Below are 26,169 nucleotides of genomic sequence, written 5' to 3'. Positions count from 1 at the left end.
TAATTACAGCCCGATCGATTATGAATAACGGCCCGCTCAAGCCGTTATTCGTTTTTGATAACTGTAATTAAATCCTAATTATATGCAGCTCAGATTTTTGTTTGTTTGTTTACTATTCAGCTCTTTCGCCCAGGCGCAGAAAACGAATGGTTTGACTATTTCCTGGGAGTTGGTAGAGAATGGTTACCAGGGGAAGGCGCAGTCTTTATCCACGTTCACCATCACCAACAAAACGAAAAAAGCTTTTCCGGCTTCCGGCTGGACGATCTATTACAACTTCATCCGTTTTGTAACACCGGGAGAAGTGGCGCCCGGAATTGAAGCAGGGCACATCAACGGGCACCTGTACACTTTAAAACCAACGGCTGCTTTTAAAGGTATTGCTCCGGGGGATTCCTTAAAGATCAACATTGTTTCCGTGGCCTGGGTCACTAATTACACGGATGCGCCGGACGGGCCATACATCGTATGGGACCAGGAACCGGCAAAAGGGTATTCCTTTGCGGAATTCAAAGTGATCCCTTCCACACAGGAAAAGCAGTTGCGCAGGAATGCCGGGGATAAAAAATCACAGACCACCGCAGCAGATGTTTATCAAAAGAACAGTGCCACAAAAGATATTCCGGTAGAAGAGTTGCCGGCTATTTTCCCCACGCCTCTTACTTATGAAAAGAAAGAGGGCAGGTACCTGTTAGGTTCCGATGTAACTATCAGTGCTGATCCGGCTTTTGCACAGGAAGCTGGTTTCCTGGCAGCAGAATTATCTAAAGTGTTCGGCAAACCTGCTAAGCTGGGTAATGAGAAAGCCAACATCCGCATTACACAAGCCGCAATAAAAGACAGTTATACATTGAGCATTGATGATAACGGTATTGTGATCACGGCACCAAATGCAGAAGGTGCTTTTTATGGTGTGCAATCCCTTCGTTCTTTATTACCTGCCAGGGCCACAGCAGCTGTAACTTTGCAGCATGCACAGGTAGCAGATGCACCGCGTTTTCCTTTTCGTTCTTTTATGCTGGATGTTTCCCGCAACTTCCATGCAAAGGCAGAAATATTCAGGGTGCTGGATGTGATGGCGCTTTACAAGCTCAATGTTTTTCACCTGCATATGAGTGATGATGAAGGATGGCGGATAGAGATCCCCGGCTTACCTGAATTAACGGAAGTAGGAGGGCGCAGGGGGCATGATCTGCAGGAGTTGACTGCTATACAACCTTCTTATGGCTCCGGTCCTGATATCAATAACACCACCGGCTCCGGCTTCTACACAAAAGCAGATTACATAGAAATATTGCAGTACGCGAAAGCACGGCACATTAAAGTGATCCCTGAAATTGAAATGCCTGGTCATGCCCGCGCTGCGATTAAATCTATGGATGCCCGTTATGCAAAATTCATCAAGGCCGGCAATACTGCTGCGGCCAATGAATACCGGCTGAGCGATCCGGATGATAAAAGCCAGTACCGCTCTGTGCAGGAATGGAAAGATAACGTGATGAATGTAGCACTTCCTTCTACCTACAAATTCCTGGAAAAAGTAGTGGATGAACTGGTAGCGATGCATAAAGCAGCAGGGGCTCCTTTAGATGTTATTCACATGGGTGGTGATGAAACACCTGCAGGCGTATGGGAGAAGTCTCCCGTAGCGCAACAACTGATCAAAGACAATTCAGCATTGCAGCATACGGACGATCTGTGGTATTATTTCTACGATAAAGTGGCGCAGATTGTGAATAAACGTGGATTGCAATTATATGGTTGGGAAGAAGCAGGTATGCGCAAAACAAAAAAGGATGGGCATACCGTGATGATCGCCAATCCTGATTTTGGCAACCGCAATTTTCAGCTGGATGTATGGAACAATGTAATGGGCGGTGGTGTGGAAGACCTTACTTACCGTTTGGCCAATGCAGGTTATAAAGTGGTACTGTCCGGTGTAAGCAATTATTACTTTGATATGGCGTATACGCGTGACTATTATGAACCCGGTTTTTATTGGGGTGGTTATGTGGATATCGACAAACCCTTCTATTTTATTCCGTTTGACCTGTATAAAAATGCCAAAGAAGATGGAGCCGGTAATCCTTTACCTGCTTCCACTTTTGTGGGGAAAGACCGTTTAACGGAATATGGGCAGGATAACATTCCCGGTATCCAGGCTGCATTATGGTCTGAAACCGTTAAAACCCCTGCGCAGCTGGAATACCTGTTATTGCCCAAACTCCTGGGTATGGCAGAACGTGCCTGGGCAAAAGATCCTTCCTGGGCAAAAGAAAAGGATGAAGCAAAGGCCACCGCCCTGTATAATGAAGCCTGGAGCGTTTTTGCCAATGTGGTGGGTAAAAAGGAACTGCCCCGGCTGGCAACATGGAACGGAGGGTATGGATATCGCATCCCCACTGCGGGCGCAGTGGTGGAAGACGGAAAAGTTTTGGCCAACGTACAACTTCCCGGCCTGATCATCCGTTATACTATTGACGGGAAAGAGCCAACGGCTAAAAGTCCCGTTTATACGGCGCCGATAGCGCAGAAAGGGATCATAAAACTAAAAGTATATGATAGTGTGGGCAGAAGTGGCAGAACTGTTACCGTACAAAACTAAACCGGCATAAATTATTGAAAGGGGAGGGCGCAAACAGCGATTGTTTGCCCTTCCCTTTGTTTTTTTCCGGTAATCTGTATAATTGGTCAAAAAATTGTATTGTTGTTTACGAACTAGGGAATAATTGAAACTGTACTGGAAAATAAGCATCATTGCTACCCTTAGCTGTTACCTGATTTTGTTTTGTATGCCACAAAAGGCTGTTGCGCAGACGGATACTATCCCTGCGCAGGGCAAAAGGTGGTTCAAGAAGTTCAATACTTATGTCGACTCTCTGAAGAGCAGGCGTTACCGGGATTCTGTACTTTTTAAGCTTTCCCGGCACAATGACCCACCGCCTTCTACAGATGATAGCAGTATGATCAGGAGTGAACAGGGATTTTTGCCTCATACCGGCAAAACGATCCGCCGTATCTACTACCGCCGGGTAAAAGTGTTTGGCCCCCGGAACATCAATGATACCACCTTTACCACTTCCATGCGGCTGATCCATCTGGCCAACCGCCTCCATTTTGATTCGGAGGAATGGCTGATCAAACAATCCCTCTTTTTCCGGGAAAGGGATACGGTGAATGCCTACGAGTTTGCAGATAATGAAAGGTACCTCCGTAACAGGCCATTTATCCAGGATGCCCGGATCCTTATGGTGGTCACGCCTTTCTCGGATTCCGTGGATGTGATGGTGGTCACAAAAGATGTATTCGAATATGGTCTGGACCTCCGGGAAGCCAGTAATACTGCGGTGGCGGCTAAGGTGTTCAACAATAACCTCTTTGGAGCAGGGCAGGGTTTGATGTTCGGATTCCGCTGGAATAATGCGTTTGCCCGGCCCTGGGGTACGGAAGCGAGATATACAAAATATAATATATTAGGAACCTTTTTGGATGCTGCCGTAGGCTACACTCATCTGAACACACAGTTGCCACTGGACAGTAATGTATATGAAGGATCCTATTACCTGCAGGTGGAAAGACCGCTATACCGGAACTCCGCAAAGTTCGCCGGTGGTTTCTCCCTCTCCCGGAATTATTCTATCAACATTTATGGGCAGGCAGACAGTGTTTTCCGGGATTATGCCTATAAAGTACTGGATGTCTGGACGGGGTACAGTTTCTTAAACCGTTTCCGGAATGATGGAGAATCTGAGAACAAAGCTAACCTGGCTATCCTGGGCCGGTATTATAACCTGAAGTTTGATAAGAATCCTTCTCAGCCGGCATTCATCAAAGACCCCATCTATAATGACCGGCATTATTACCTGGGACAGTTATTGTTTTTTAAACAGGACTTCTTCAAAACCCATCAGTTCTTTGGTTTCGGCCGCACGGAGGATATTCCCTATGGTTACAGGATGGGCTTGTCTGCCGGCTGGGAGAACTGGATGGACAGGAAACGTTTCTATACAGGGCTGGAAGGAGAAAAAAACTGGCATACCCGGCTGAATGGCTTGCTTAGTATAGGTGCAGGCATTAGTAGTTTCTGGCAGCGGAATATTTCTGAGGATATGGTGATCAGCGCCAAGGCTGCTTATTACAGCCGCCTGATGCGTTTTTGGAAAGGAGCCTTCCGGTTATTTGTGAACATCGATTATCTCGGCAATCCTAACAATTACTTCTATAAACCACTGGATATAAATATGGAACGAGGTATCTGGGGATACAGGGATACCAAGGTGAGTGGTTTTCACCGGATCAACCTGCGTTCAGAGGGAGTCTATTACAGTCCCTGGAAAGTATATGGCTTCAAGTTTAATTTCTTTGCTTCCGTACAGGCATCACAGGTATCTTTCAAGAACAACTATTTACTGGAGAATCCTGTGTATACAGGATATGGGCTGGGGGTAAGGATCAGGAATGAAAACCTGCAATTGAACACTTTCAAACTGGGAGCGTATTATTATCCAGATGCCCCTCCCGGCCAGCGTAATGTATATTTTGAGATCACCACCGTGGTGGATTTCCGTTTCGATATTTTCGCGATGCGTGCCCCTTCTTTCCTGCAGTTCCGTTAAGGGCATTGTGATTCTGGCTTAGGTTTATTAATTTGACCGGACGAAACTGTCTACTTCTTACCTTAAATCTATTCAACGACATGCCACGTTTACTATCAACGTTCTTTCTTTTATTATGCTGCTTCTGCGCAACTGCTCAGATCCGCCTGCCTGCTGTGATTGCCAGTAATATGGTATTGCAGAGGAATTCTACTGTAAAACTCTGGGGCTGGGCGCATGCCGGTGAAAAGGTGAGGGTACATACTTCCTGGAATAATCAACTTGATTCAGTGGTGACCACCAGGGATGCTAAATGGAGTATCAATATTAAAACACCTGAAGCGGGCGGTCCTTATACCATCACTTTACAGGGAAACAACCTGCTGAAACTGGAAAACGTGCTGATAGGTGAAGTATGGGTTTGCAGCGGGCAGAGCAATATGGCCTGGAGTTCTTACCAGGGCCTGCAGGATGTGAAAGCAGAATTTCCTACCTGTGCAGATAGTAAGATCCGCTTTTTCCAGATCCCCAATACAACAGCAGCTTATCCGCAGGACGACTGCAGTGCCACCTGGGTAGCCTGTGATTCCAATACACTGAAAGGGTTCAGCGCGGTAGGGTATTTCTTTGGAAAGAAATTACGGCATGACCTCAACATTCCCATCGGCCTTATCAATACCAGCTGGGGAGGTACACCTGCAGAGGTTTGGACACCTGCGCCGGAAGTGGAAAAAGATCCAATCCTGAAAGAAGCTGCCACTAAACTCACACCGAGTAATGGCTGGCCGTTCACACCGGGTTATACTTACAATGCCATGATTGCGCCGATCACTAACTTTAGTATTGCAGGTGCTATCTGGTACCAGGGAGAAAGTAACACGGGGACCGCCAGTACCTATACGAAATTGATGGGTACCATGATCAGTTCCTGGCGCAAAGCATGGAACAAAGAATTCCCTTTTTACTTTGTACAGATCGCTCCTTACAACTATGGTAAGGGAACTATCAAAGGTGCCCTGCTGAGAGAAGCACAAACAGCAGCATTGCAGTTCCCGCGTACAGGCATGGCTGTTATTACAGACCTGGTAGCTGATACCGGAAACATTCATCCCACCAACAAACATGATGTAGGCCTTCGCCTGGCCAACTGGGCACTCAGCGATACATACGGCAAAACAGGCATTGCCTATAAAAGCCCGCAGTTTTCACAGATGGAGAAAAAGGATAACAAGATCATCCTGCACTTTGATAATGCGGAAGACGGCCTGGTGCTGAAAGGTAAAAAAGCAGAGCAGTTTTTTGTTGCCGGAGCAGACCATCAGTTTGTTCCTGCGGATGTTGTTGTGAAAGGTAATACGGTAACGGTATCTGCCAAAACAGTGAAGCAACCGGAAGCCGTACGGTTTGCATTTACGAATACAGCCATCGGGAATATCTTCAATAAAGCAGGTTTACCGGTGAACCCATTCCGTACTGATAACTGGGAAGAAAAGTAATGACATGAAGAAAATGATCCTCGCGGGCTGTGCGCTGCTGATAGCATTCAATGGTTTCGCCCAAACAAAGAAAAGACCTAATATCATTATGATCATGTCTGATGATCATGCGCAGAACGCCATCAGTACTTTTCACAAAGGACTGACAGAAACGCCGAACATAGACAGGATCGGAAAAGAAGGTTTGGTCTTTAAACGAAGCTATTGCACCAATTCTATCTGTGCGCCCAGCCGCGCGGTGATCATAACCGGTAAATTCTCTCACCTCAACGGGCACATTGATAACAATGTGCGGTTCGACAGTTCACAACAAACTTTCCCGAAGCTTCTGCAAAAGGCAGGTTACCAAACAGCCCTCGTAGGAAAGTGGCACCTGGTAAGCGAGCCAACCGGTTTCAATTACTGGACGGTAGTACCCGGACAGGGACAATATTACAATCCTGATTTCATCAAAATGGATGGAAAGCGGGAGCGGGTTGAGGGATATGCCACCAATATCATCACAGATAAGGCATTGAACTGGCTGGACGGAAGAGATACTACCCAGCCTTTTTGCCTGCTGTTGTACAACAAAGCCCCACATCGTACCTGGTTGCCGGATACGGCAGACTTCGATAAATTCCGTGGCCGCAAATATCCTTTGCCGCCTAATTTTTATGATAACTACGAAGGGCGCACAGCGGCTGGTTTACAGGAGATGACCATTGCCAATCATATGCACCTGGCTTCTGATCTGAAAGTGGATACCAGCAGTGATCCTAACCGTGAAAGGCCCTGGCAGCAGAAAGTATCCGGTACAGAAAGAATGAACGCTCAACAGAAGGCTGCATGGGACAAAGAATATAATCCCATCATTGCAGCATTCAAAAGGGATAAGCTAACAGGTAAAGCATTGGCAGAATGGAAATATCAGCGTTACATGGAAGATTACATGCGCTGCATTGCTTCTGTGGATCGTAATGTTGGCCGCGTGCTGGATTACCTGGATCAACATGGTCTCGCAGAAAACACCATTGTTATCTATACTTCAGATCAGGGTTTTTATATGGGAGAACATGGCTGGTATGATAAACGTTTTATGTATGAAGAGTCTTTGGTGATGCCTATGGTCATGCGTTATCCCGCTGGTATTAAGAAGAAGGGAGAAGTGAAGGAGATGGTGCAGAACATTGATTATGCGCCCACTTTCCTGGAGTATGCAGGTGTGAAATTACCTGTTGATCTGCAGGGCAGATCCATGAAACCTTTAATGGAAGGAAAGAAAACCGCCTGGCGTGATGCGATCTATTATCATTATTATGAATTCCCCGGAGAGCATAAAGTACGCAGGCATTACGGTGTGCGCACGGATCGTTATAAACTCATTCATTTCTATAACGACATAGATAAATGGGAGTTGTATGATCTGCAAAAGGACCCTACGGAAATGAAGAATGTGTATGGGGATCCCGCATATAAGGGTATTGCTGTAACATTGCATCAAAAACTGGAAGCGTTACGGAAGCAGTATAAAGATGATTCGAAATAGGGGCTTAATGGTACTATATTAACCAATATGGCTGACCGAAGGTGAACCGAACCTGAACCGAAGGAGAACCGAAGGTGAAGCCTATGTGAAGAGTGTGAAAATAGTATTATAACTATAGGGAGGGATACCCAAATATAAGAAAAAAGGAGCTATGTTATATCAGCGAATATGATCCTTTAATACAGTAATTTCGGCAACAAGGTGCACGTGTGTTTAATACAGTAATTTCCGCAGCAAGGTGCACATGTTTTTAATAAAGCAACTTCCGCATGTGTTTAATACAGTAATTTCCGCAGCAAGGTGCACATGTATTTAATAAAGCAACTTCCGCAGCAAGGTGTGCCCCCATTTATTAGTACAGCAGTTTCCGCAACAGGTCCGGCTGTACAATGCGTATACGCGTGCCCTGCATCTCAATCAGTTTCTCAGATTTGAAATCACTCAGCGTGCGGATCAGTGATTCAGTAGCTGTACCCACAAACCGTGCAATATCATCCCGGGATAATTCTATGAGCGCATCCGGCTGCTGTTCCAAATGCAGCTTGTCGTGAATAGCTAAAAGGCCATTGGCTACACGTTTACGGAGAGAATCGTAAGCCAGTTGCAGCAGGCGGTCTTCTTTTTCTCTTACTTCCATGGCAATACGTTTAATGAACGTACGCGCTACACTGATATCATTCAGCAATTGCTCCAGGAATACTTCTTTTGGTATTTGTACAAGTTCCGTCTGGTCCAGGGCTTCTGCATTTTCTTCATAAGGTTTGTCCTCCAGCAAAGGAACATAACCCAGGTAATCACCCTGGCTGAAAAGGTTGGTGATGTATTCCTTCCCGTCATCATTCAGGCGGTAAGCTTTTACTTTCCCGCTTTTCACATAATACAGGAATTGAGGGTGTTTACCTTCCCGGTATACAGGTTGTTTTTTGGCGTATTGGGCTACATCATAAGCTTCCATTTGCAGGTGTAGTAAACCGGAGGCCTGCCAGTCCTGCAACAGGCTGCCAATGGACTGTGTATGTGCAGCTGCGAATTTCTCCTGCAGGAATTGTTGTTTCTTTAATCTTGTTTCCACTGCATTCAGCAGTTCCACATCTTCAAAAGGTTTGGTGATATAGTCATCCGCACCCATTTCCATACCTCTTCTGAAATCACTCCTGTCTGTTTTAGCGGTAAGGAAGATGAAAGGGATATGTTCTGTTTCCGGGTATTTGCGCAGCATATGCAGCACACCGTAACCATCCAGCTCCGGCATCATGATATCACAAACGATCAGGTTAGGCAGATGTTCTTTAGCCATTTCTATGGCCTGTTTTCCATTCTCTGCTTCAAGGGTCTGGTAACCCGCAAGTGAGAGTATTTCCGCTACGTTTTCCCGTATACCGGGGTGATCGTCTACTACCATGATGGTGGCTGTCATTGTGCTTGCAGATTTGGAAAATTAATTAATATCCTGGTGCCTTTGCCCAGTTCGCTTTCCACGCTGATGCTGCCATGCAGCATATCCACATATCTTTTTACGATATGCAGGCCCAGACCTGTTCCCTGAATATTGGTGACATTGCGGGCGCGGAAAAAACTGGAAAAGAGATAGGTTTTGTCTTCTTCAGGTATACCCATGCCTTCATCTTCCACGATGGCGTGAATATAACCATTCTCTTCCCATAACTTCCAGCCGATGCGTGTTTCGGCGGGAGAGAACTTGGAGGCGTTGGTGAGCAGGTTTACGAAAATATGCTTCAGTAACCGTTTGTCTGACCATACATGCAGTTCCATCGGTACTTCAGAATGCAGGTGCTGCCCGGATTTCAGGAGGCCCTGTACTTCTTCCACTGTTTCCAGTGCAAAATTTTGCAGGGAGATCTTTTCAGGATGTACATGAATTTTACCTTCTTCTATCCGGCCAAGGGAAAGGAAGTCCTCCAGCAGTTCGTTCAGGTGGATCACGGAATCCCGTATTTTCTGTACATGCTTTTCCCTGCGTGGCTGATCTTCAGAGGTAGGATATTTCCCGATCAGGGCTGCGGAGGATAAGATAGCACTTAAAGGTGTTCTGAACTCATGAGAGGCCATAGATACAAAGCGCGACTTGATCTCACTCAGCTCTTTTTCTTTTTCCAGCGCATCCTTTAATTCGGCCTGTGAAGAGGCCAGGTGGGAGAGGGCAAGTTCCAGGTTGGCGGTTCTTTTCTCTACTTCTTTTTCTAATGCCTGGTTGAGTTCCTGCATGGTGCGGTAAAGACTTTTCAGGAACAATACCAGCAAAGTGGAACTGATCACGAGGATCAGGGAGAAGAAGTGTTCAATGAAAACCTCCGCCAGGTTGGGATTTTTATGCGGGAGGCAGGCAATCACCACTACCAGGATGGTACAGGCAATGCCCATAATCCTGGTAGGGGTGTCGTTCTTGATGAATATAGTAAGAAGGATGGCTGTGATAAGCCCTCCATCGAAAAAGTTGTAATCAGGCCGCCATACCAGCAAACACGCTGTCACCAGCATGATGAAAATGGAAATAACTAATGTTTGCCGCTGACCGAAATGAAACATGGGTGCTTATTTATCAGGGGCAAAGATAGCACATGCAGGTCTTATTGTTCCTGATCCAGGTCATGGCTGCGCTACATGGTAATCCCCGGACCTGACGGTAGGAAAGGTCACCACTTCCGCTTTATTGCCAGCCTGCGCCAATATCCTGCCTTGTGCATTGCGCACTGCTTTGCCGGCAGGTAACAGCAATCTGCAAAGGCCGCCTTTGCCGGAAGTGATCTTTGCCGTGATTAGTTTTCCTTTCTTCCAGTTCATATCTACGATAAATGCCCCGCGTGCATGCATTCCTTTTACACTACCACTTTCCCAATCTGCATCAGCAGGTAAGGCTGGCAGCATACGGATAGTCTGATCATCTCCATGGCTTTGCAGCAGCATTTCTCCGATACCGGAGGTGCCACCGAAATTCCCATCTATCTGAAACGGCGGATGCGCACTGAAAAGATTAGGATAGGATCCGCCACCAACAGGCTTTACAGGATCTACCGGGTGAAGCAGTTTATGGATCAGTACCAATGCATGATCACCATCGCCCAGCCTTGCCCAGAAATTAATCTTCCAGGCTAAAGACCATCCGGTGCCATCATCCCCACGCTGACGAAGGGTTTCACGTGCTGCAGCACTTAATTCCGGTGAAGCCCATGGTGTTATTTCATCATAAGGATGAAGGCCATAAAGCTGGCTAACATGACGGTGATGCGGTTCTCCGTCTTTCCAGTCATCCAGCCACTCATTCAGATCACCTGCTGCGCCCACCTGGTTAGGGGCTAGTTGCTTGCGTACTTCGCTTAATTCCGCCGCCCATGCGCCATCGACATTTAATATATTAGCTGCTTCAATGCAGGCGCCAAATAGTTCACGGCAGATCTGCATATCCATGGTAGGGCCCATCACCGTATTGGCCTGTGTGCCATCCGGCATGATGTAACTATGTTCCGGTGAATTGGAAGGAGCCGTCACCAGCCATCCATGTTTAGGTTCCTTGATCAGGATGGCGCGTAAGAAACTGGCTGCACCTTTCAGCACCGGGTAATATTGACGAAGGAATGCAGTGTCCTTTGTATAACGGAAATGTTCCCAGAGATGCTCACATAACCAGGCACCTCCTGTAAGTGTGGAACCCCATCCTGCTCCTTCTCCGGGAGAAGTGAACCCCCATGGATTAGTGATCACATGGGCTACCCATCCTGGTGCATTGTAATAGGCTTTCGCTGTTTTCATGCCAGGTTTTACCAGTCCTTTTATATACTGATGTACGGGAGCTGCAATGTCCGCCAGGCCGGTCATTGGTGCCAGCCAGTAATTCATCTGGAGGTTGATATCGATGTGGTAATCTCCATTCCAGGGTGTTTGATATTCCGGCGCCCAGAGTCCTTGCAGGTTAGCTGGTAAACCTCCGGGGCGGGAAGAACTGATCAGCAGGTACCGGCCATAATTGAAATACAAAACCGGCAATTGCGGATCAGGCTGTTTTGCATAATAACGGGCCAGCCGTTCCGGCGTGCTGAGTGTATCAGCAATATGCCCCTCAAGATAAAAGCGGCTGCGGTTAAAATATTGCGCGTAATGTTTGATGTGTTCATTCATCAGCGGCGAATATGGTTTGGATGCAGCAGATTGTACTGTGCTAAGCACACCGGGCAGGGGATCTCCTTTCCGCGTTGCAGAATTTGTGATGTTATAATCAGTGGCGGCGCTGAATATTAAAAGGCATTCATCCGCATTTTCTATTTGGATATCCTTGTCTGTGAGGATCTGTTTACCCCCGTTGCTCTTCACTTGTAAGGCTGCGGCATAACGCATGCCGGGTCTGTTGCCATTCGGTAATTGTCCCTGCATGAGGATGCGGTTATTCTGCATACTTACCTTCGCAAACTCCTTCCGGCTGAGGGTGGTGGATAAGGAGATCTTTCCTTTCTTAGAGGCAGTTATTTTTATGGCGAGGATATTGGCAGGGATACTGATCCATGCTTCCTGTTTATAAGTAACGCCATCCCGTTGCCAGGTAGTGGTAGCTACAGCTTTTTCCAGATCGAGGGTCCGTTGATAATCGCTCCAGGCAGTGATACTGTCTTTCCAGCGAAGGTGAAGGTCTCCCAGCACCTGGTAAGCTCCGAAAGCAACATTGGCGCCATTGCCATGGCCGGACCCTTCTCCTTTGCAGATAAAATATTTTTGCAACAGGTCCTGCGCTTCCCGGTTGCGGCCTTCTAACAGCAATTGCTGGATCCTGGGCAGCACACGGTAGGCCGTATCATTATCAGCATCCTGTACGCCACCAGACCAGAGGGAGATCTCATTCAGGGTGATCTTATCGTTCCAGGGATGGCCAGAGATCAATGCGCCTATCCGGCCATTGCCTAATGGCAATGCTTCCTGGTAATGCGCTGCAGGGGTTTTGAAACGAAGGGAAACATCCGGTTCCTGAGCGGACGCGGAAATAGATAAGGCCAGGAGGCCTGTAAATAGTAGCACGTGGTTCATAGGATTAAATTTAACAGCTAAATGCCTAATTATGAAGGGTTAGGTAAAGAAGACCGATAAATAGAGAATATTCCATCACTGAACATTACTCAGGAGGGAATCGTTAAATTGTAGCGGTTTTATTAATCCCGATGTGTATATGCGATTGACCAACCCCTTCCGGCAGGCGATCTGTTTCCTTTGTATCATGGTATGCTGTTATGCCTGTACGATCATCTCTAAAGATCCTGTATCGGTGGACTATGAGATATTGCCCAATCATCAGTTTTATCCATCCTGCGGCCAGGCGCGTATCTCCGGAGATCTGCCACATGGAGGGTACTATCTTGTATATGTGTTGAGCGATAGCCTGGATGTAAATAATTGTGTGAGCAGCCGCAGGGAAACCATCACCGGAAAAGATACAATGGCCATGCGTTTTGGAAGGGATTTTCTGATGACCATTGCGGTGCATGATGCGGAGAAGGATTGGTTCTTCAATTTTCAGCAGATGGAGGTGGTGGATAGTATGTTGCACATTCATCTCAGGGCATACCACCGGAGTGATAGTACGGTTAATAAACCTACCTATCATTTGTCTGATAATTATGTATGGAAGATCAACGGGCAGGGGGCCAAACTGATCAAGCTATATATAAACGGCAGCAACTATGCCTATGTTCCCGGGCCGCAATGGAGTGATGCTCCCATTAACTGGCAACATGCACATTGGGGGGAATAAATAATTCAGCGTTTTACTTTCTGATCATTATGAAAATAGGAGAGCGCTCCTGAGGGGCATTGCAGTATCTGTTCTATGATCTCTTCCGTAGTGCCGTTCTGTATATTGATCCAGGGTTCTGTATGTGGATCAAAAACGGCCCGCAAACCTTTTACGCATTGGGTGGAAAACTGGCAACGTAGCGGGCGCCACACAATAGTGATCTCTCCATTGGTGAACTCTTTGGGATTGTCTTTCTGCTCCTGTGCCATACCCTGGAAGATTTACGCTATAATGGGAAAAATGTGCAGGTGACTAAAGAGAGACCCGCAGGCGTCTTCGCATCATAGATTGATCATCTAATCTAAACCGCGTTATGAAAAAGCCTCTTTATTGCTACAGACGGCTTACCGGTAACTTGTTTAGAAAGCGGATCAAAACCATGAATAGAAATAAGGCAGGTAACTGAATAGAAACCCGCAAATCCCACACCGGTAACAGCATGGGATGCAGCAATTGAGTATTGCCATACTTTTTGGGGACATCACTGATGGACGGTTGGTTATTCATGTAATATCTTTTGCAGCTGCATATAGTATATAGCTTCGTTAGGCTCATAAAAATTCCGAGCAACAAAGTAGGTCACTGCAAAAAATCATGGAGTTAAAAAGTTGTTAAGCAGTTATGCAATCGTATGGCAAAAGCCATTTCACATACATGTATGCGCCATGATCATCAGGCACAGGATTGCAGCAGGCGAGGCGCCTGCAATGCTTTTGGTGAACTTGATGCTGAAGCCTCCTTTTTCACCGTAGTAATAACTTTCTTTGTATCTATCGTATTCTATGGGAGCGCCGAGATCTTTCATGAGTTTAAGGAACTCATATAGTGTTCGCTCTGAGATACGCAGGCGTTTTGCTAATTGCGCAGGTTTGCCTGTACCTTTAATACGAATAAGATAGTCTATCGTCTGTAGTCTTTCAAAATAGCGCTTGGGCATTGGATCAACAGGGGGTTTAAAAGCTAAATTGGAATTCGGGTTTTGTTCAACGAAATTATACTGCATTTTTATACCAGGAAGTTATTGTAATCACTGTTAAGCTGCATCTCATGTGCAGATAAGTGTATCTCCATGTCTAGGTTTACTACGGATTTTTCCTGGGTCTTTTAAAACTGTGTCTTATTATGGCTCAATAGTTAATCTAAGATAGCACACCACACTGCAATAATACCTCAGTTCAGTATATACGTACACAAAAAAAGCGACTGCTATCTATGGGGAAAATAGACGGCAGTCGCCATAATGAATAGTTAACTTGGAACGTAAAAAACTTATGGATGTATGATAGAATGTCATTGATATATTCAGATACAATGTTACAGGTATATGAGATTTTTGAATGTTAATGCCATGTTAAAGAATTGTCATATTTTTTGAGTGTTAACACCTATACAATTTGGGTTATAACCCTGCAACCTCTTCCTTCTTTCATAGTGTATATACCTCTTTTTTGACCCTTCCGGGAGGTGTCGGAAATTTCTTTTTATAATACATTCACCTTCGTTTCCCCTACACAAAAAAGAACATTGCCCACCGCATTCAAAAAATCTGTGTAATTCAGTGCAGTATTGATTTTCAGTCCTACAGAAAACAGCTGTCAAATGCAGACGCAAATGACAGCCGTTCACCTGAAGTTAAATCGGAGCACTAATTACTTAGCGCGAATAAAAACGCAAAAAAATAAGCTTTTATAAGCGTTAATTTCGAAGGACAATTTTACGGGGATTATATCTGTCTAAATGTTAATCGATTGTTAATGAGTTGTTAATTGAGATAAATGAAGATCCTGAAAGCCATGGTAATTAAATAACACACCCGGGCAAAATGCTATAAGCCGGAGCCATATGGTTGGATTACCTTGCCATGATATAAAACATATATGATGAAACGCACCAGCATCCTACTCTTTCTTTCCACGCTACTTACATTGAACAGCTTCGCCCAGGAGAAAAGACTCTTCTCCGAAACGCCCGAACAAAAAGAAAAACGCCTGGCCTGGTGGACAAACGACCGCTTCGGTATGTTCATCCACTGGGGGCTTTATGCATTACCCGCCCGCCATGAATGGGTTAAAAACCGGGAACGGATCTCTGACTCTGCTTACCAGAAGTACTTCGATTACTTCAACCCGGATCTTTACAACCCAAAGGAATGGGCCAAAATGGCCAAAGCTGCCGGTATGAAATATGCCGTGATCACCACCAAACACCACGAAGGTTTCTGCCTCTTCGATTCCAAATTCACGGATTATAAAGCCACGAATACACCCATCAAAAAAGACCTGATCAAAGAATACGTGGAAGCTTTCCGCGCGGAAGGAATTAAGATCGGCTTTTATTATTCCCTGATCGACTGGCACCATCCTGATTTCACAATAGATGGCACGCACTCTCAACGCCCTAATAACGATGCGGATTATGAACAACTGAATAAGAACCGGGATATGTCCAAATACCGCACTTACCTTCACAACCAGGTAAGGGAACTGCTCACCAATTATGGTAAGATAGATATCCTCTGGCTGGACTTCTCTTATCCCGGTAAACGTGGGAAAGATCATAACGACTGGAACTCGGTAGACCTGATTAAAATGGTACGCAAACTCCAGCCCGGTATTATTGTAAATGACCGCCTGGACCTGAAAGGGTATGCAGACGGGGGAGACTTTGTAACCCCGGAACAATATAAAGTAGCGGCCTGGCCTACCGAAAATGGTAAACGTGTGCCCTGGGAAACCTGCCAGACATTCTCCGGCTCCTGGGGCTACTACAGGGATGAAACAACCTGGAAAGATGTAAAACAATTACTGGTATTACTCATAGAATCTGTTAGTAAAGGCGGTAACGTATTATTGAATGTTGGTCCCACCGCCCGTGGTAAGATCGATTCCCGTGCACAAAGTGCACTGAAAGGAATGGGAGAGTGGATGGAAGTGAACAGCCGTGCTATCTACGGCTGCACACAGGCTCCGGATGAATATACCCGCCCTGATAACAGCCTGCTCACTTACAACCCTGTTACCAAACGTTTGTACGTTCACCTGCTGGATTACCCGCTGCAAAATTTCACCCTGCCCGGCTACAAAGGCAAGATCAAATATGCGCAGTTCCTGCACGATGGTTCTGAGATCCGTTTCAGTGCACCATCCGGATATGGCTACAAAACAAATGACCTCGGGCAGAACGACCTGAACCTCAGCCTGCCTGTTATTAAACCCGGTGTTGAGATCCCCGTGATTGAACTGATATTGGCAGACTAAAGATTAATATTTTTGTATCTTGATAGCGCTGCGGTATAAGAATGCCGCAGCGCTTTTTGTATGATAAAGAAACTCCTCGCTGCTGTATGCTGTTTAATAGCTACTTATAGTTTTATTCCCCAAAAGGAGAATAAGCCTAATGTCATTATCATTTTTATGGATGACATGGGATATGGTGATCCTGCCAGTTATGGTGGTGGCCCGTATAAAACGCCTAACCTGGACAGGATGGCGGCACAGGGGATCCGCTTTACACATTTCTACGCCGCACAGGCAGTATGTTCTGCTTCCCGTGCAGGATTGCTCACCGGCTGTTATCCTAACCGCATTGGTATTCATGGAGCCTTAATGCCTACTTCACCCATGGCATTGAACAATGATGAAGAAACCATTGCAGAACTGCTGAAGAACAGGGGATATAAAACAGGCATGGTGGGTAAATGGCATCTGGGCAGCAAACCTCCTTTCCTTCCTTTACAAAATGGTTTTGATGAATACCTGGGTCTGCCATATTCCAATGATATGTGGCCGGTACATTATGATGGAAAACCTTATACAGATACTACTAACAGCCGGAGCAAGTTTCCTCCGCTGCCCCTGATAGACGGTAACAATACCATCCGCATTATTAAAACACTGGAAGATCAGTCCGAATTAACTTCCATGTATACGGAACGTGCCTGCAAATTTATCCGTGAAAACAAGAAAGGTCCTTTCTTTCTTTACCTGGCGCATAGTATGCCGCATGTGCCCATTGCTGTTTCCAAATCCTTCCGCAATAAAAGTGGTGCCGGTGTTTTTGGAGACCTGATGCAGGAGCTGGATGCTTCTGTTGGAGCAGTGATGCGTACGCTGGAAGAACAGGGCCTCACAAAAAATACGCTGATCGTATTCACCAGTGACAATGGTCCCTGGTTGAACTATGGTAATCATGCCGGCAATACAGGTGGTTTGAGAGAAGGAAAAGGATCAAGCTGGGAAGGTGGTCAACGTGTTCCCTGCATTATGCGCTGGCCCGGAGAAATACCTGCCGGCGTAGTGAGCAGTGAAATTGCTTCCACCATCGATCTCCTGCCAACTGTGGCTACCATCTGCGGTGCCAGGTTACCGGCTAAGAAAATAGACGGGGTGAACATCCTCTCCTTATTACGCAATGAAAAAAATGTACATCCCAGGGATCATTTCGTCTATTATTATGGCGTGAACAACCTGGAAGGTATCCGCAAAGGAAAATACAAACTGGTATTTCCACATAAAGGCCGCACCTACAAGAACAACCTGCCGGGATATGATGGTTTCCCCGGCGCACAACCTAATGTGGATGTTCCCCTCGCATTATATGATCTCAGCATTGATCCCGGTGAAACACTGGATGTAAAAGAACGTTTCCCGGAAGTGGTAAAAGAGCTGGAAACACTCGCAGATACTTATCGCAACACATTGGGAGACGAACTGCGGAAAATACCCGGCACGGAGAGAAGAGAGCCGGGAAGGGTAGCGGTGAAGTGATAATCCCCTATCTTTGAAGTACGCATGTATGCAACTTCATTCCACGATGATGCCTCCGAATGGCAGGCTTTTATAACCGGAAGTCAGGCCTCCTGCGGAACCCTGTATGCCCGTTATGCACCGCAGTTATATAACTATGGCTGCAAGCTGCATGCAGACCGCTCATTGATAGAGGATTGCATTCAACAGTTGTTCCTCTACCTGCTAACGCACCGCAGTCATTTATCAGCCGTACAGAATGTAAAAGCATACCTCGTGAAAGCTTTTCGCCGCGATCTTTTACGCATGGCCGCAGAAAACAGGAAACAACAAGAGTTCCCGGCAGAAGGGTTTGATATCACCATTTCCCCTGAAACCCAGCTGATCAGTGATGAAAGTACCCTCGCAAGACGCCGGAAAGTAGCAGAGGAGATCAATGCACTGCCTCCCCGCATGAAAGAAGTGCTGTTCCTGCGCTTTTATGAAAACCTTTCTTTTGAAGACATAGCAGCTGTTATGAACATTCATCAGAAGTCTGTTTACAAAATGGTATACAAAGCCTTTGATAAACTCCGCCACCGCCTGATAGATTTTCCCTTATGGTTAGCCATGGGCTGGTTGCTCTGGAAATAAAAAAATATTTTCTCACGGAAGGGATAAAATCCCGCTAACCCTCCTCTATGTAAATATGGAATGGAAAGATTATGCGGAATACCGCCAGGAAGATTTCCTTACAGACGATTATTTTTCGGAATGGGTTTTGAGACCCAATAAGGAGAATAATGCTTTCTGGGAAGAATGGCAACAGTTATATCCTTCCAGGCAGCCCATTATCACGGAAGCCCGTAAGATCCTCCTTTCCCTGGAATATACCCGGGAAGAAATGCCTGCTGAAAGTTATGACCGGATATGGAGTGTGATAGCTGAAGAAATGGAAACAGCCGTTCCGGTAAAAAAAAGAAGATGGCCCCTGGCACTTGCTGCAGCCATGGTAACAGGTATGGTGGCCGTAGCTGCATTCTGGCTGTTACGGAGTAAACCTGTTCCGCCTGTTTATACCAGTCAGTTTGGCGAGAACAGAACACTGGTTTTGCCGGATAGCTCCAAAGTAATACTGGGACCACATTCCAGCCTGCGGTTGGGAGATTTTAAAGGCGTAAGGGAAGTGTGGCTGGAAGGAGAAGCTTATTTCAATGTACAGCATACCGCTGTTTCCGCCCAGCCCTTTATTGTGCATTCCCGCTCACTGGATATCGAAGTATTGGGCACCACATTTAATGTAAAAAACTACACAGGTAATACACAGGTAGTATTAAGTTCTGGAAAAATAGCCCTGCGCAGGCAGGATGAAAGACTGATCATGAAACCGGGAGACCTGGTTGAATATAAAGAAAAAGAAGAAAAGTATCTGCGTAAAGAAGTAAAGCCGGAACGTTACGCCTCCTGGGTGGAAGGTACGCTTGTTTTTGAAGACACTCCACTGGAAACAGTGGCTGCTGAAGTGTATCATCAATTCGGGATCAGGCTGGTGTTCAGGGATTCATCACTTGCAAAGGAAAAATTCAGCGCTACGTTAACATCGGCAGACCAGGCAGTAGTACTGGCTGCCATCAAAGAAGCTTTCAGCCTGGAATTAACACAGGGAGCTGATAGCACTTACATATTCACCCGGAAGTAAGACACGACCAAAACAGAAAATTGTTACTCCGTAAACACGTTCTTATGAAACTAAATCGATTACTATGCGGATGCATGTTACTCCTGCCATTTTGCGTACAGGCACAGGATGTAGGATATATTCCGCCACCATCATCAGAAACAGAGGAACCCGGAATGCCGCTCAGATCGGCACTTAATAAATTGGGCAAACTTCATAAGATCAGTTTTGCCTACAGCAGTAAATTAATAGACAGTAAAAAAGTTCCCGCAGTTTCCCCGGAGAAAAAATCATTACCGGAAGTATTGGACGATATGCTCACACCCCTTCATCTGCAATATAAAAAAATAGATGAAGGGCTGTATGTTATCCAGCCTGCATTGATCAGCGCGCAGAATATTGCCGTTCCCATAAAAGGAACTGTAAAGGATAAAGATGGGCAGCCCCTTCCCGGTGTAACCATCCAGGTGAAAGGCACCAGTGTGGGAACGGTTTCCACACCGGAAGGCAACTTTACACTGAATGCGCCGGATGCAAATGTAACATTACTGTTCTCTTATATCGGATATGATCCCCAGGAAATAGCATTGGAAGGCCGTACAGAATTGAACGTGGTAATGGCAACATCTTCCAGTCAGCTGGAACAGGTAGTGGTAGTTGGATATGGCACCCGCCGCAAAAGAGATCTCACAGGATCTATTGGTAGTGTACAGGGAGAAGAACTGACCAAACAACCGGTGAATACTGCAACGCAGGGCGTACAGGGAAAACTGGCAGGTGTACAGATCATTAGTTCCGGTGCACCGGGTTCACAGCCTTTGGTACGTGTGCGCGGTACCGGTAGTATGCTGGCCGGAGCAGAACCTTTATATGTAGTGGATGGTGTACTGACCAACGACATCAGGAATATCAATACGGCAGACATCGTTTCTATGGACATCCTGAAAGATGCATCTTCTGCCGCTATCTATGGTGTGCGTGCTGCAAACGGGGTTGTGATCATTACCACCAAACGTGGAAAGGTAGGGAAGATGGAAGTGAGCTATAATATGAATGCAGGATTCAGAGAGGTGGCACATCTTGTTAAAATGGCTAATAGCACACAATATACAGATTACCTGAAAGATGCAGCCCCCAATGTTACACTACCCGGCTATAATGTATCCACCAACTGGTACGATGCTATTCTGCGTAAGGGCTTTCAGCAGGTGCATAACATTTCCCTCTCCGGTGGATCAGAGAAATTCCTCTATTATTTCAATGCAGGATATCTCACAGATGAAGGGGTAGTGAACACAAATAAATACGACCGTTTAACTATCCGGTCCAACAATGAATACAATATCAATGATAAATTAAAATTCGTTGCACAGTTCTCTTACATGCGTTCCAATACAAAGTATGTGGACCTTGCAGGGATCTATACCAACACTTACCGCGCCTCTCCACTCATACCGGTGATGCAGAACGGAAAATACGGGAACACAGCGGCTTTTGGTAATGTGGGAAACCCCGTGCTCACCATCGATAAGAACAATGACAGGTTGCAGGAGGGCCGCGTACAGGGAACCACCTACCTGGAATATTCCCCCTGGAAGTTCCTGAAACTGCGTTCCAGCATGAGCGTGAACCAGTCTAATTTCAACAGGAAGAAATATAACTATCAATTCCTGAACGATGAAACAACTTTCCTCATAGCAGGTGGTAACCAGCAACGCCCGGAAAGCCAGCTCACCATGGTGAAAGAACAGAACCAGGAATGGCTCTGGGATAATACGGCCACTTTCCAGCAGCGTTTTGGAGATCATGATCTCACCGTACTGGCAGGGTATACTGCGCAAAAATACCAGGGAGAATATATTGAAGGTAGCAGGAGGAATGTACCTATCAGTACAGACCTCTGGTACCTGATAGCGGGTGATCCCAATACTTCCACCGTTACTGCAGATGGTGATAAGTATGCCCGTACTTCTATCCTGGGCCGTGTGAATTATAGTTATAAAGACAAATACCTCGCTACCATATCCTTCCGGAACGATGCCTCATCCCGCTTTCCATCAGAGAACCGCAATGGTTATTTCCCTGCTGTGGGTGTAGGCTGGGTACTTTCGCAGGAGTCTTTCCTCAAAGACCAGCAGATCTTCGACTTCCTGAAACTGCGTGCCAGCTGGGGACGCATTGGAAATGATAACATTGAATCCAATCTCTACGTGTTGACCGGCAGCACAGGCCAGCAGTATTTCTTTGATGGGAAAGCCACCTTGGGTACAAGCCTCGCCGATATTAAAAACCGTAATCTTAGATGGGAAACCACGGAAGAATATGATTTTGGACTGGAGTTCACCACCCTCAAACAAAAACTGACGGGGGAAATCAATTACTACAACAAGAAAACCATAGATGCACTGGTAGGCGTGAAGATCCCCGGTTTATTAGGTGACCCTGATAATGAATATATCACCAATGCGGGTTCATTCGTCAACAAAGGATGGGAATTCACATTGCAATGGAAAGATAAGATCAGTGACGACTTCGATTATACATTCGGCGGCAACCTCACCTTGAATGATAATGAGGTGACTGGTTTGAACCAGGGCCAGCCACTGTTAAAAGGCGGAGGGGGACAACAGGGACCAGTAACAAAAACAGCCAGCGGCCATCCCATCGGCAGCTTTTTTGTATATGATGCCCTGGGTGTATTTATAGACCAGGCAGCTGTAGATGCCTATCTGAATAAAGACGGTCAAAAAATACAACCAGACGCCAAACCGGGAGACCTGCGTTACAGGGATGTAAATAATGATGGCCGTATTACGGTAGATGATAAGATCTATGCAGGGTCCTACCAGCCTAAATTATATTATGGCCTCAATGCTGGTGTGAACTATAAGGGCATAGATCTGAGTGTGGATTTTTACGGCAACGCCGGAAACAAGATCTATAATGGTAAAAAAGCATTCCGTTATGAGGGCACGGATAATATAGAAGCCAGTTACGCTGATAAACGCTGGACGGCTACCCGCCCTTCTGCAACAGATCCACGGGTATTGAGCAATACCATGCCTGCTTCTACTTACTTCGTTGAATCCGGAAATTTCTTCCGCCTTAATAACATTACGCTGGGATATACATTACCGAAGCAATTACTGGAACGCATGAAAATGAACAGGCTAAGGGTATACCTCACCTCTCAGAACCTTTTCACGGTAAAACGTTTCAGCGGTTTCTCGCCTGAAATGATCTCCACCAATCCCAAAGCTGATGGTTTCATCTCTGCGCAGAATAATGCCAGTCCATTGGAAAGTGGCATAGAGTTGATGCCATATCCTACCACCAGAACATTTGCTGCGGGATTGAATGTTACATTTTAAACCACGTTATCATGAAAAGACTAATCAACATAAATATATTACTGATCTGTTTCCTGCTGATGTATGTCAGCTGCGGCAAGGGATTCCTGGATATTCCGCCGCAGGGCAGGGTAACGGAAGAAGAGATAAGGAATAATCCCAATGCAGCGGTAGACCTGGTGAATGGTGTGTATAACGTGATGTGGCTGGGAGGTTTTGGGCCTGACGTGCATGGTTTGCAAATGGTGGTACTCACCAGCATTGCAAGTGATGAAGGAGATAAAGGCAGCACGCCGCAGGATTATGGCCCTGCATTGGAGATAGATAATTTTACTTACACACCGTCCAATTCAAACGTGCAGAATTTCTGGACGGGCTATTATCAGGCCATTGCACGTACTAACCAGGCCCTGGATAAATTACCCTTAAGCCCGCTGGATGATGTTACTAAAAACAGGCTTATAGGCGAAGTGCGTTTCCTGCGCGGATATTTTTATTTTAACCTCGTGCGTACTTTTGGCGGTGTGCCTAAACTGGACCGTGTACCCAAACCGGAAGAAGCGAATGCAGATGAATTCCAGACCCGAGCTACTGCAACTGAGATCTATGATCTTATTATCAGCGATCTGCAGTTTGCTGTAGATAATCTTCCGCTGAAAGGTGCAACCCCTGTAGGCCGTGTTACCAAAGGAGCCGCGCAGGGCATGCTGGCCAAAGTATATCTTTATAAGAAAGACTATCAGAAAGCCTTTGACCTGTCAAAAGCCGTGATCGATTCAAGGTTGTATGATACGCTTTCCAATTATGCCGATATTTGGCGTGCAAAGGGAGCCAATTCAATGGAATCTATCTTTGAAGTGCAAACAGGTACCAATGCTGCGTGTAATGCTGCCATAGAATTGTATGCAAATTGTCAGGGCATCCGGGCAAGGAGAGGCTGGTCTGATTTCGGATTTGGATTTAATAATCCTACCGCAGATCTGGCTGCAGCTTACGAGCCTGGCGACAAACGTAAAGATGGTACCATCATTACTATTCAGCCAGGCGGCACTGTGTTGTGGGATGGTTTCAGGGTACCTTCCAGGGATTCTGTAGAAAATGATCGTTATAATTACAAAGCGTATCATAGCCGTACTCAGGAACCTTATTGCGGAAGTCCTGACCGTACGCCCAAAAACCTTCGCGTGCTGCGCTACGGAGAGGTGCTGCTGATCTATGCGGAAGCTGCCAATGAAATAAACAACCAGGGAGAGGCATTGGCCAAACTGAATATCATTCGTAAACGTGCAGGGTTGGTAGATGCACCTGCAGCAGGACAGGCCGACATGCGCCTGGCTATCTGGAAAGAGAGAAGAGTGGAACTGGCCATGGAGCATGATCGTTTCTGGGACCTGGTAAGGCAGGGACGTGCAGGCCAGGTGATGAGAGCACATGGGAAAAACTTTGTAGATGGTAAACATGAATTATTCCCCATTCCGCAGGAGCAAATACTCTTAAGCGGTGGGCGTTTAAAACAAAACCCGAATTACTGATGCGTTTAATCTTATTAAGCCTGCTTATCGGCTCCGTATTACCGGCAGCCGCACAGAAGAAACAGTTCCCCCGGCCACAGCTGGGGGACTCTGCTTTGCTGACCCTCGTGCAACAAAAAACCTTTGATTACTTCTGGAAGTTTGCGCATCCTTTATCAGGACTGGCTCCTGAACGTACCACCACTCCGGAAGTTGTTACCATTGGCGGTTCCGGTTTTGGTGTGATGGCTATTCTTGTGGGGATAGAACGAAAGTTCATTACCAGGGAGCAGGGGCTGGACCGTTTGTTGAAGATCATCCGTTTCCTTGAAAAAGCAGATCACTATCATGGCATCTGGCCACACTGGATGAATGGCGCTACAGGGAAAACTATTCCTTTCAGCCGTAAAGATGATGGGGGAGACCTTGTGGAATCTGCTTTTATGTTCCAGGGTTTATTGGCTGTGCAGCAGTATTTTGATCGCAATACGCCTAAAGAACAGGAATTAAGGAATAAGATCACCTGGCTCTGGAATGATGCAGAATGGAACTGGTACACGCAGGGAGGGCAGGATGTGTTATACTGGCACTGGTCGCCTAATAACGGATGGTCTATGAATCATACCATCCGTGGATGGAATGAGTGCCTTATTACTTATGTACTGGCAGCCTCCTCTCCTAAGTTTCCCATTTCTGCGAAGGCATATCATCAGGGCTGGGTAGTGAGTAATTACTTTAAGAACGGGAAAGATTTCTTTGGTATTAAACTGCCATTGGGTTTTGATTACGGCGGCCCGCTTTTCTTTGCGCATTATTCCTTCCTGGGTTTGGATCCCCGCGGGCTAAAAGACCAGTATGCAGATTACTGGGAGCAGAACACCAATCATACTCTGATCAACCGGCAGTATTGCATCAATAACCCAAAACAGTTCAAGGGCTATAGTGCAGACTGCTGGGGACTCACGGCCAGCGATAATCATGAATTCTACAATGCCCATTCTCCTACCAATGACCTGGGCGTTATAACACCTACTGCCGCATTATCCTCCTTTCCATATACTCCCGCCTATTCCATGCAGGCCCTTAAATATTTCTATAATAAAGTAGGGGCAAGGCTTTGGGGAGAATTTGGGTTCTATGATGCCTTTTCCGAAACCCATAACTGGTTCGATCATCAGTATCTGGCCATAGACCAGGGGCCCATTGTGGTAATGATAGAGAACTACCGTTCGGGGCTGCTTTGGCGCCTTTTTATGAGCCATCCGGATATTAAAAAAGGCCTCAAAGGATTGGGTTTTTCCAGCCCGGCTATTTGAAATGCGAATTCAATATTAAAAAAGGTTAAAATAGTGTGCATGAAAGTGCAACCGATTGCATAATTTGTGTTACGGATTCAATACCTTTATTGCGCAGAAGTGTCCTAAAGGATGCAAACGTTTGCAGAAAGTAAGACAACAAACTCTTTTTATATGCCCACGGGGGCACCGCGTTAT

At 46.1% G+C, this 26,169-nt stretch carries 17 protein-coding genes; 12 read left to right on the top strand and 5 right to left on the bottom strand.

The annotated features are described in order from the left end of the window. Window positions 1–82 precede the first annotated feature (82 nt). The 4 genes from AAHN97_RS19885 to AAHN97_RS19870 all read left to right on the top strand — a co-directional run bounded on the left by AAHN97_RS19885 (window position 83) and on the right by AAHN97_RS19870 (window position 7,619). Window positions 83–2,605 carry a family 20 glycosylhydrolase gene (locus AAHN97_RS19885; protein WP_343303828.1) on the top strand — a complete coding sequence of 841 codons (2,523 nt, stop codon included), beginning with the start codon at window positions 83–85 and terminating at the stop codon, window positions 2,603–2,605. Window positions 2,606–2,792: 187 nt separating this feature from the next. After that, window positions 2,793–4,616 carry a hypothetical protein gene (locus tag AAHN97_RS19880; protein WP_343303827.1) on the top strand — a complete coding sequence of 608 codons (1,824 nt, stop codon included), beginning with the start codon at window positions 2,793–2,795 and terminating at the stop codon, window positions 4,614–4,616. A gap of 80 nt (window positions 4,617–4,696) precedes the next feature. Then, on the top strand, window positions 4,697–6,091 hold the full coding sequence (locus tag AAHN97_RS19875) for a sialate O-acetylesterase (RefSeq protein ID WP_343303826.1): 1,395 nt from the start codon (window positions 4,697–4,699) through the stop codon (window positions 6,089–6,091). Window positions 6,092–6,095: 4 nt separating this feature from the next. Beyond that, window positions 6,096–7,619 (top strand): sulfatase family protein, encoded by a 1,524-nt coding sequence (locus AAHN97_RS19870; RefSeq protein WP_343303825.1) that lies wholly within the window; start codon window positions 6,096–6,098, stop codon window positions 7,617–7,619. Between the two features lie 352 nt (window positions 7,620–7,971). Here AAHN97_RS19870 and AAHN97_RS19865 read toward each other — a convergent pair whose 3' ends face one another. Genes AAHN97_RS19865 through AAHN97_RS19855 form a run of 3 tightly spaced genes read right to left on the bottom strand, consistent with a single transcriptional unit; the run spans window position 7,972 to window position 12,650 of the window. Further along, the gene (locus AAHN97_RS19865; RefSeq protein WP_343303824.1) at window positions 7,972–9,036 is read right to left on the bottom strand and encodes a response regulator; all 1,065 of its coding nucleotides are present in this window, start codon (window positions 9,034–9,036) and stop codon (window positions 7,972–7,974) included. Continuing rightward, entirely contained in the window at window positions 9,033–10,166 is a 1,134-nt protein-coding gene (locus AAHN97_RS19860) for a sensor histidine kinase (protein WP_343303823.1), read from the bottom strand. The genes AAHN97_RS19865 and AAHN97_RS19860 overlap by 4 nt, the downstream gene beginning before the upstream one ends. A gap of 60 nt (window positions 10,167–10,226) precedes the next feature. After that, entirely contained in the window at window positions 10,227–12,650 is a 2,424-nt protein-coding gene (locus AAHN97_RS19855) for a glycosyl hydrolase family 95 catalytic domain-containing protein (RefSeq protein WP_343303822.1), read from the bottom strand. 139 nt (window positions 12,651–12,789) lie between these two features. Here AAHN97_RS19855 and AAHN97_RS19850 point away from each other — a divergent pair, with 139 nt between their 5' ends. Continuing rightward, window positions 12,790–13,371 (top strand): hypothetical protein, encoded by a 582-nt coding sequence (locus AAHN97_RS19850; protein ID WP_343303821.1) that lies wholly within the window; start codon window positions 12,790–12,792, stop codon window positions 13,369–13,371. Window positions 13,372–13,376: 5 nt separating this feature from the next. Here AAHN97_RS19850 and AAHN97_RS19845 read toward each other — a convergent pair whose 3' ends face one another. Beyond that, the gene (locus tag AAHN97_RS19845; RefSeq protein ID WP_343303820.1) at window positions 13,377–13,622 is read right to left on the bottom strand and encodes a (4Fe-4S)-binding protein; all 246 of its coding nucleotides are present in this window, start codon (window positions 13,620–13,622) and stop codon (window positions 13,377–13,379) included. 437 nt (window positions 13,623–14,059) lie between these two features. After that, window positions 14,060–14,350: an HTH domain-containing protein gene (locus AAHN97_RS19840; protein WP_153662621.1), complete on the bottom strand. Its 291-nt coding sequence runs from the start codon at window positions 14,348–14,350 to the stop codon at window positions 14,060–14,062. A gap of 943 nt (window positions 14,351–15,293) precedes the next feature. Between AAHN97_RS19840 and AAHN97_RS19835 the strand changes: the two genes are divergently transcribed. Genes AAHN97_RS19835 through AAHN97_RS19805 form a run of 7 tightly spaced genes read left to right on the top strand, consistent with a single transcriptional unit; the run spans window position 15,294 to window position 25,992 of the window. After that, window positions 15,294–16,670: an alpha-L-fucosidase gene (locus AAHN97_RS19835; RefSeq protein WP_343303819.1), complete on the top strand. Its 1,377-nt coding sequence runs from the start codon at window positions 15,294–15,296 to the stop codon at window positions 16,668–16,670. A gap of 60 nt (window positions 16,671–16,730) precedes the next feature. Continuing rightward, window positions 16,731–18,179, top strand: a complete 1,449-nt coding sequence (locus AAHN97_RS19830) for a sulfatase family protein (protein WP_343303818.1) — start codon at window positions 16,731–16,733, stop codon at window positions 18,177–18,179. A gap of 24 nt (window positions 18,180–18,203) precedes the next feature. Continuing rightward, window positions 18,204–18,791, top strand: a complete 588-nt coding sequence (locus AAHN97_RS19825; RefSeq protein ID WP_343303817.1) for an RNA polymerase sigma factor — start codon at window positions 18,204–18,206, stop codon at window positions 18,789–18,791. Between the two features lie 55 nt (window positions 18,792–18,846). Then, complete coding sequence (locus AAHN97_RS19820; RefSeq protein ID WP_343303816.1) at window positions 18,847–19,836, top strand: FecR family protein; 990 nt, start codon at window positions 18,847–18,849, stop codon at window positions 19,834–19,836. Between the two features lie 44 nt (window positions 19,837–19,880). Then, on the top strand, window positions 19,881–23,186 hold the full coding sequence (locus tag AAHN97_RS19815) for a SusC/RagA family TonB-linked outer membrane protein (protein ID WP_343303815.1): 3,306 nt from the start codon (window positions 19,881–19,883) through the stop codon (window positions 23,184–23,186). 11 nt (window positions 23,187–23,197) lie between these two features. Further along, window positions 23,198–24,697 (top strand): RagB/SusD family nutrient uptake outer membrane protein, encoded by a 1,500-nt coding sequence (locus AAHN97_RS19810; protein ID WP_343303814.1) that lies wholly within the window; start codon window positions 23,198–23,200, stop codon window positions 24,695–24,697. Beyond that, window positions 24,697–25,992, top strand: a complete 1,296-nt coding sequence (locus AAHN97_RS19805; RefSeq protein ID WP_343303813.1) for a glucoamylase family protein — start codon at window positions 24,697–24,699, stop codon at window positions 25,990–25,992. The genes AAHN97_RS19810 and AAHN97_RS19805 overlap by 1 nt, the downstream gene beginning before the upstream one ends. The last annotated feature ends 177 nt before the right edge of the window (window positions 25,993–26,169 follow it).

The organism is Chitinophaga niabensis, from assembly GCF_039545795.1.
Classification (GTDB): domain Bacteria; phylum Bacteroidota; class Bacteroidia; order Chitinophagales; family Chitinophagaceae; genus Chitinophaga; species Chitinophaga niabensis_B.
The sequence above is the reverse complement of the archived record's forward strand: the minus strand, read 5'-3'. Positions and strand labels throughout refer to the sequence as shown.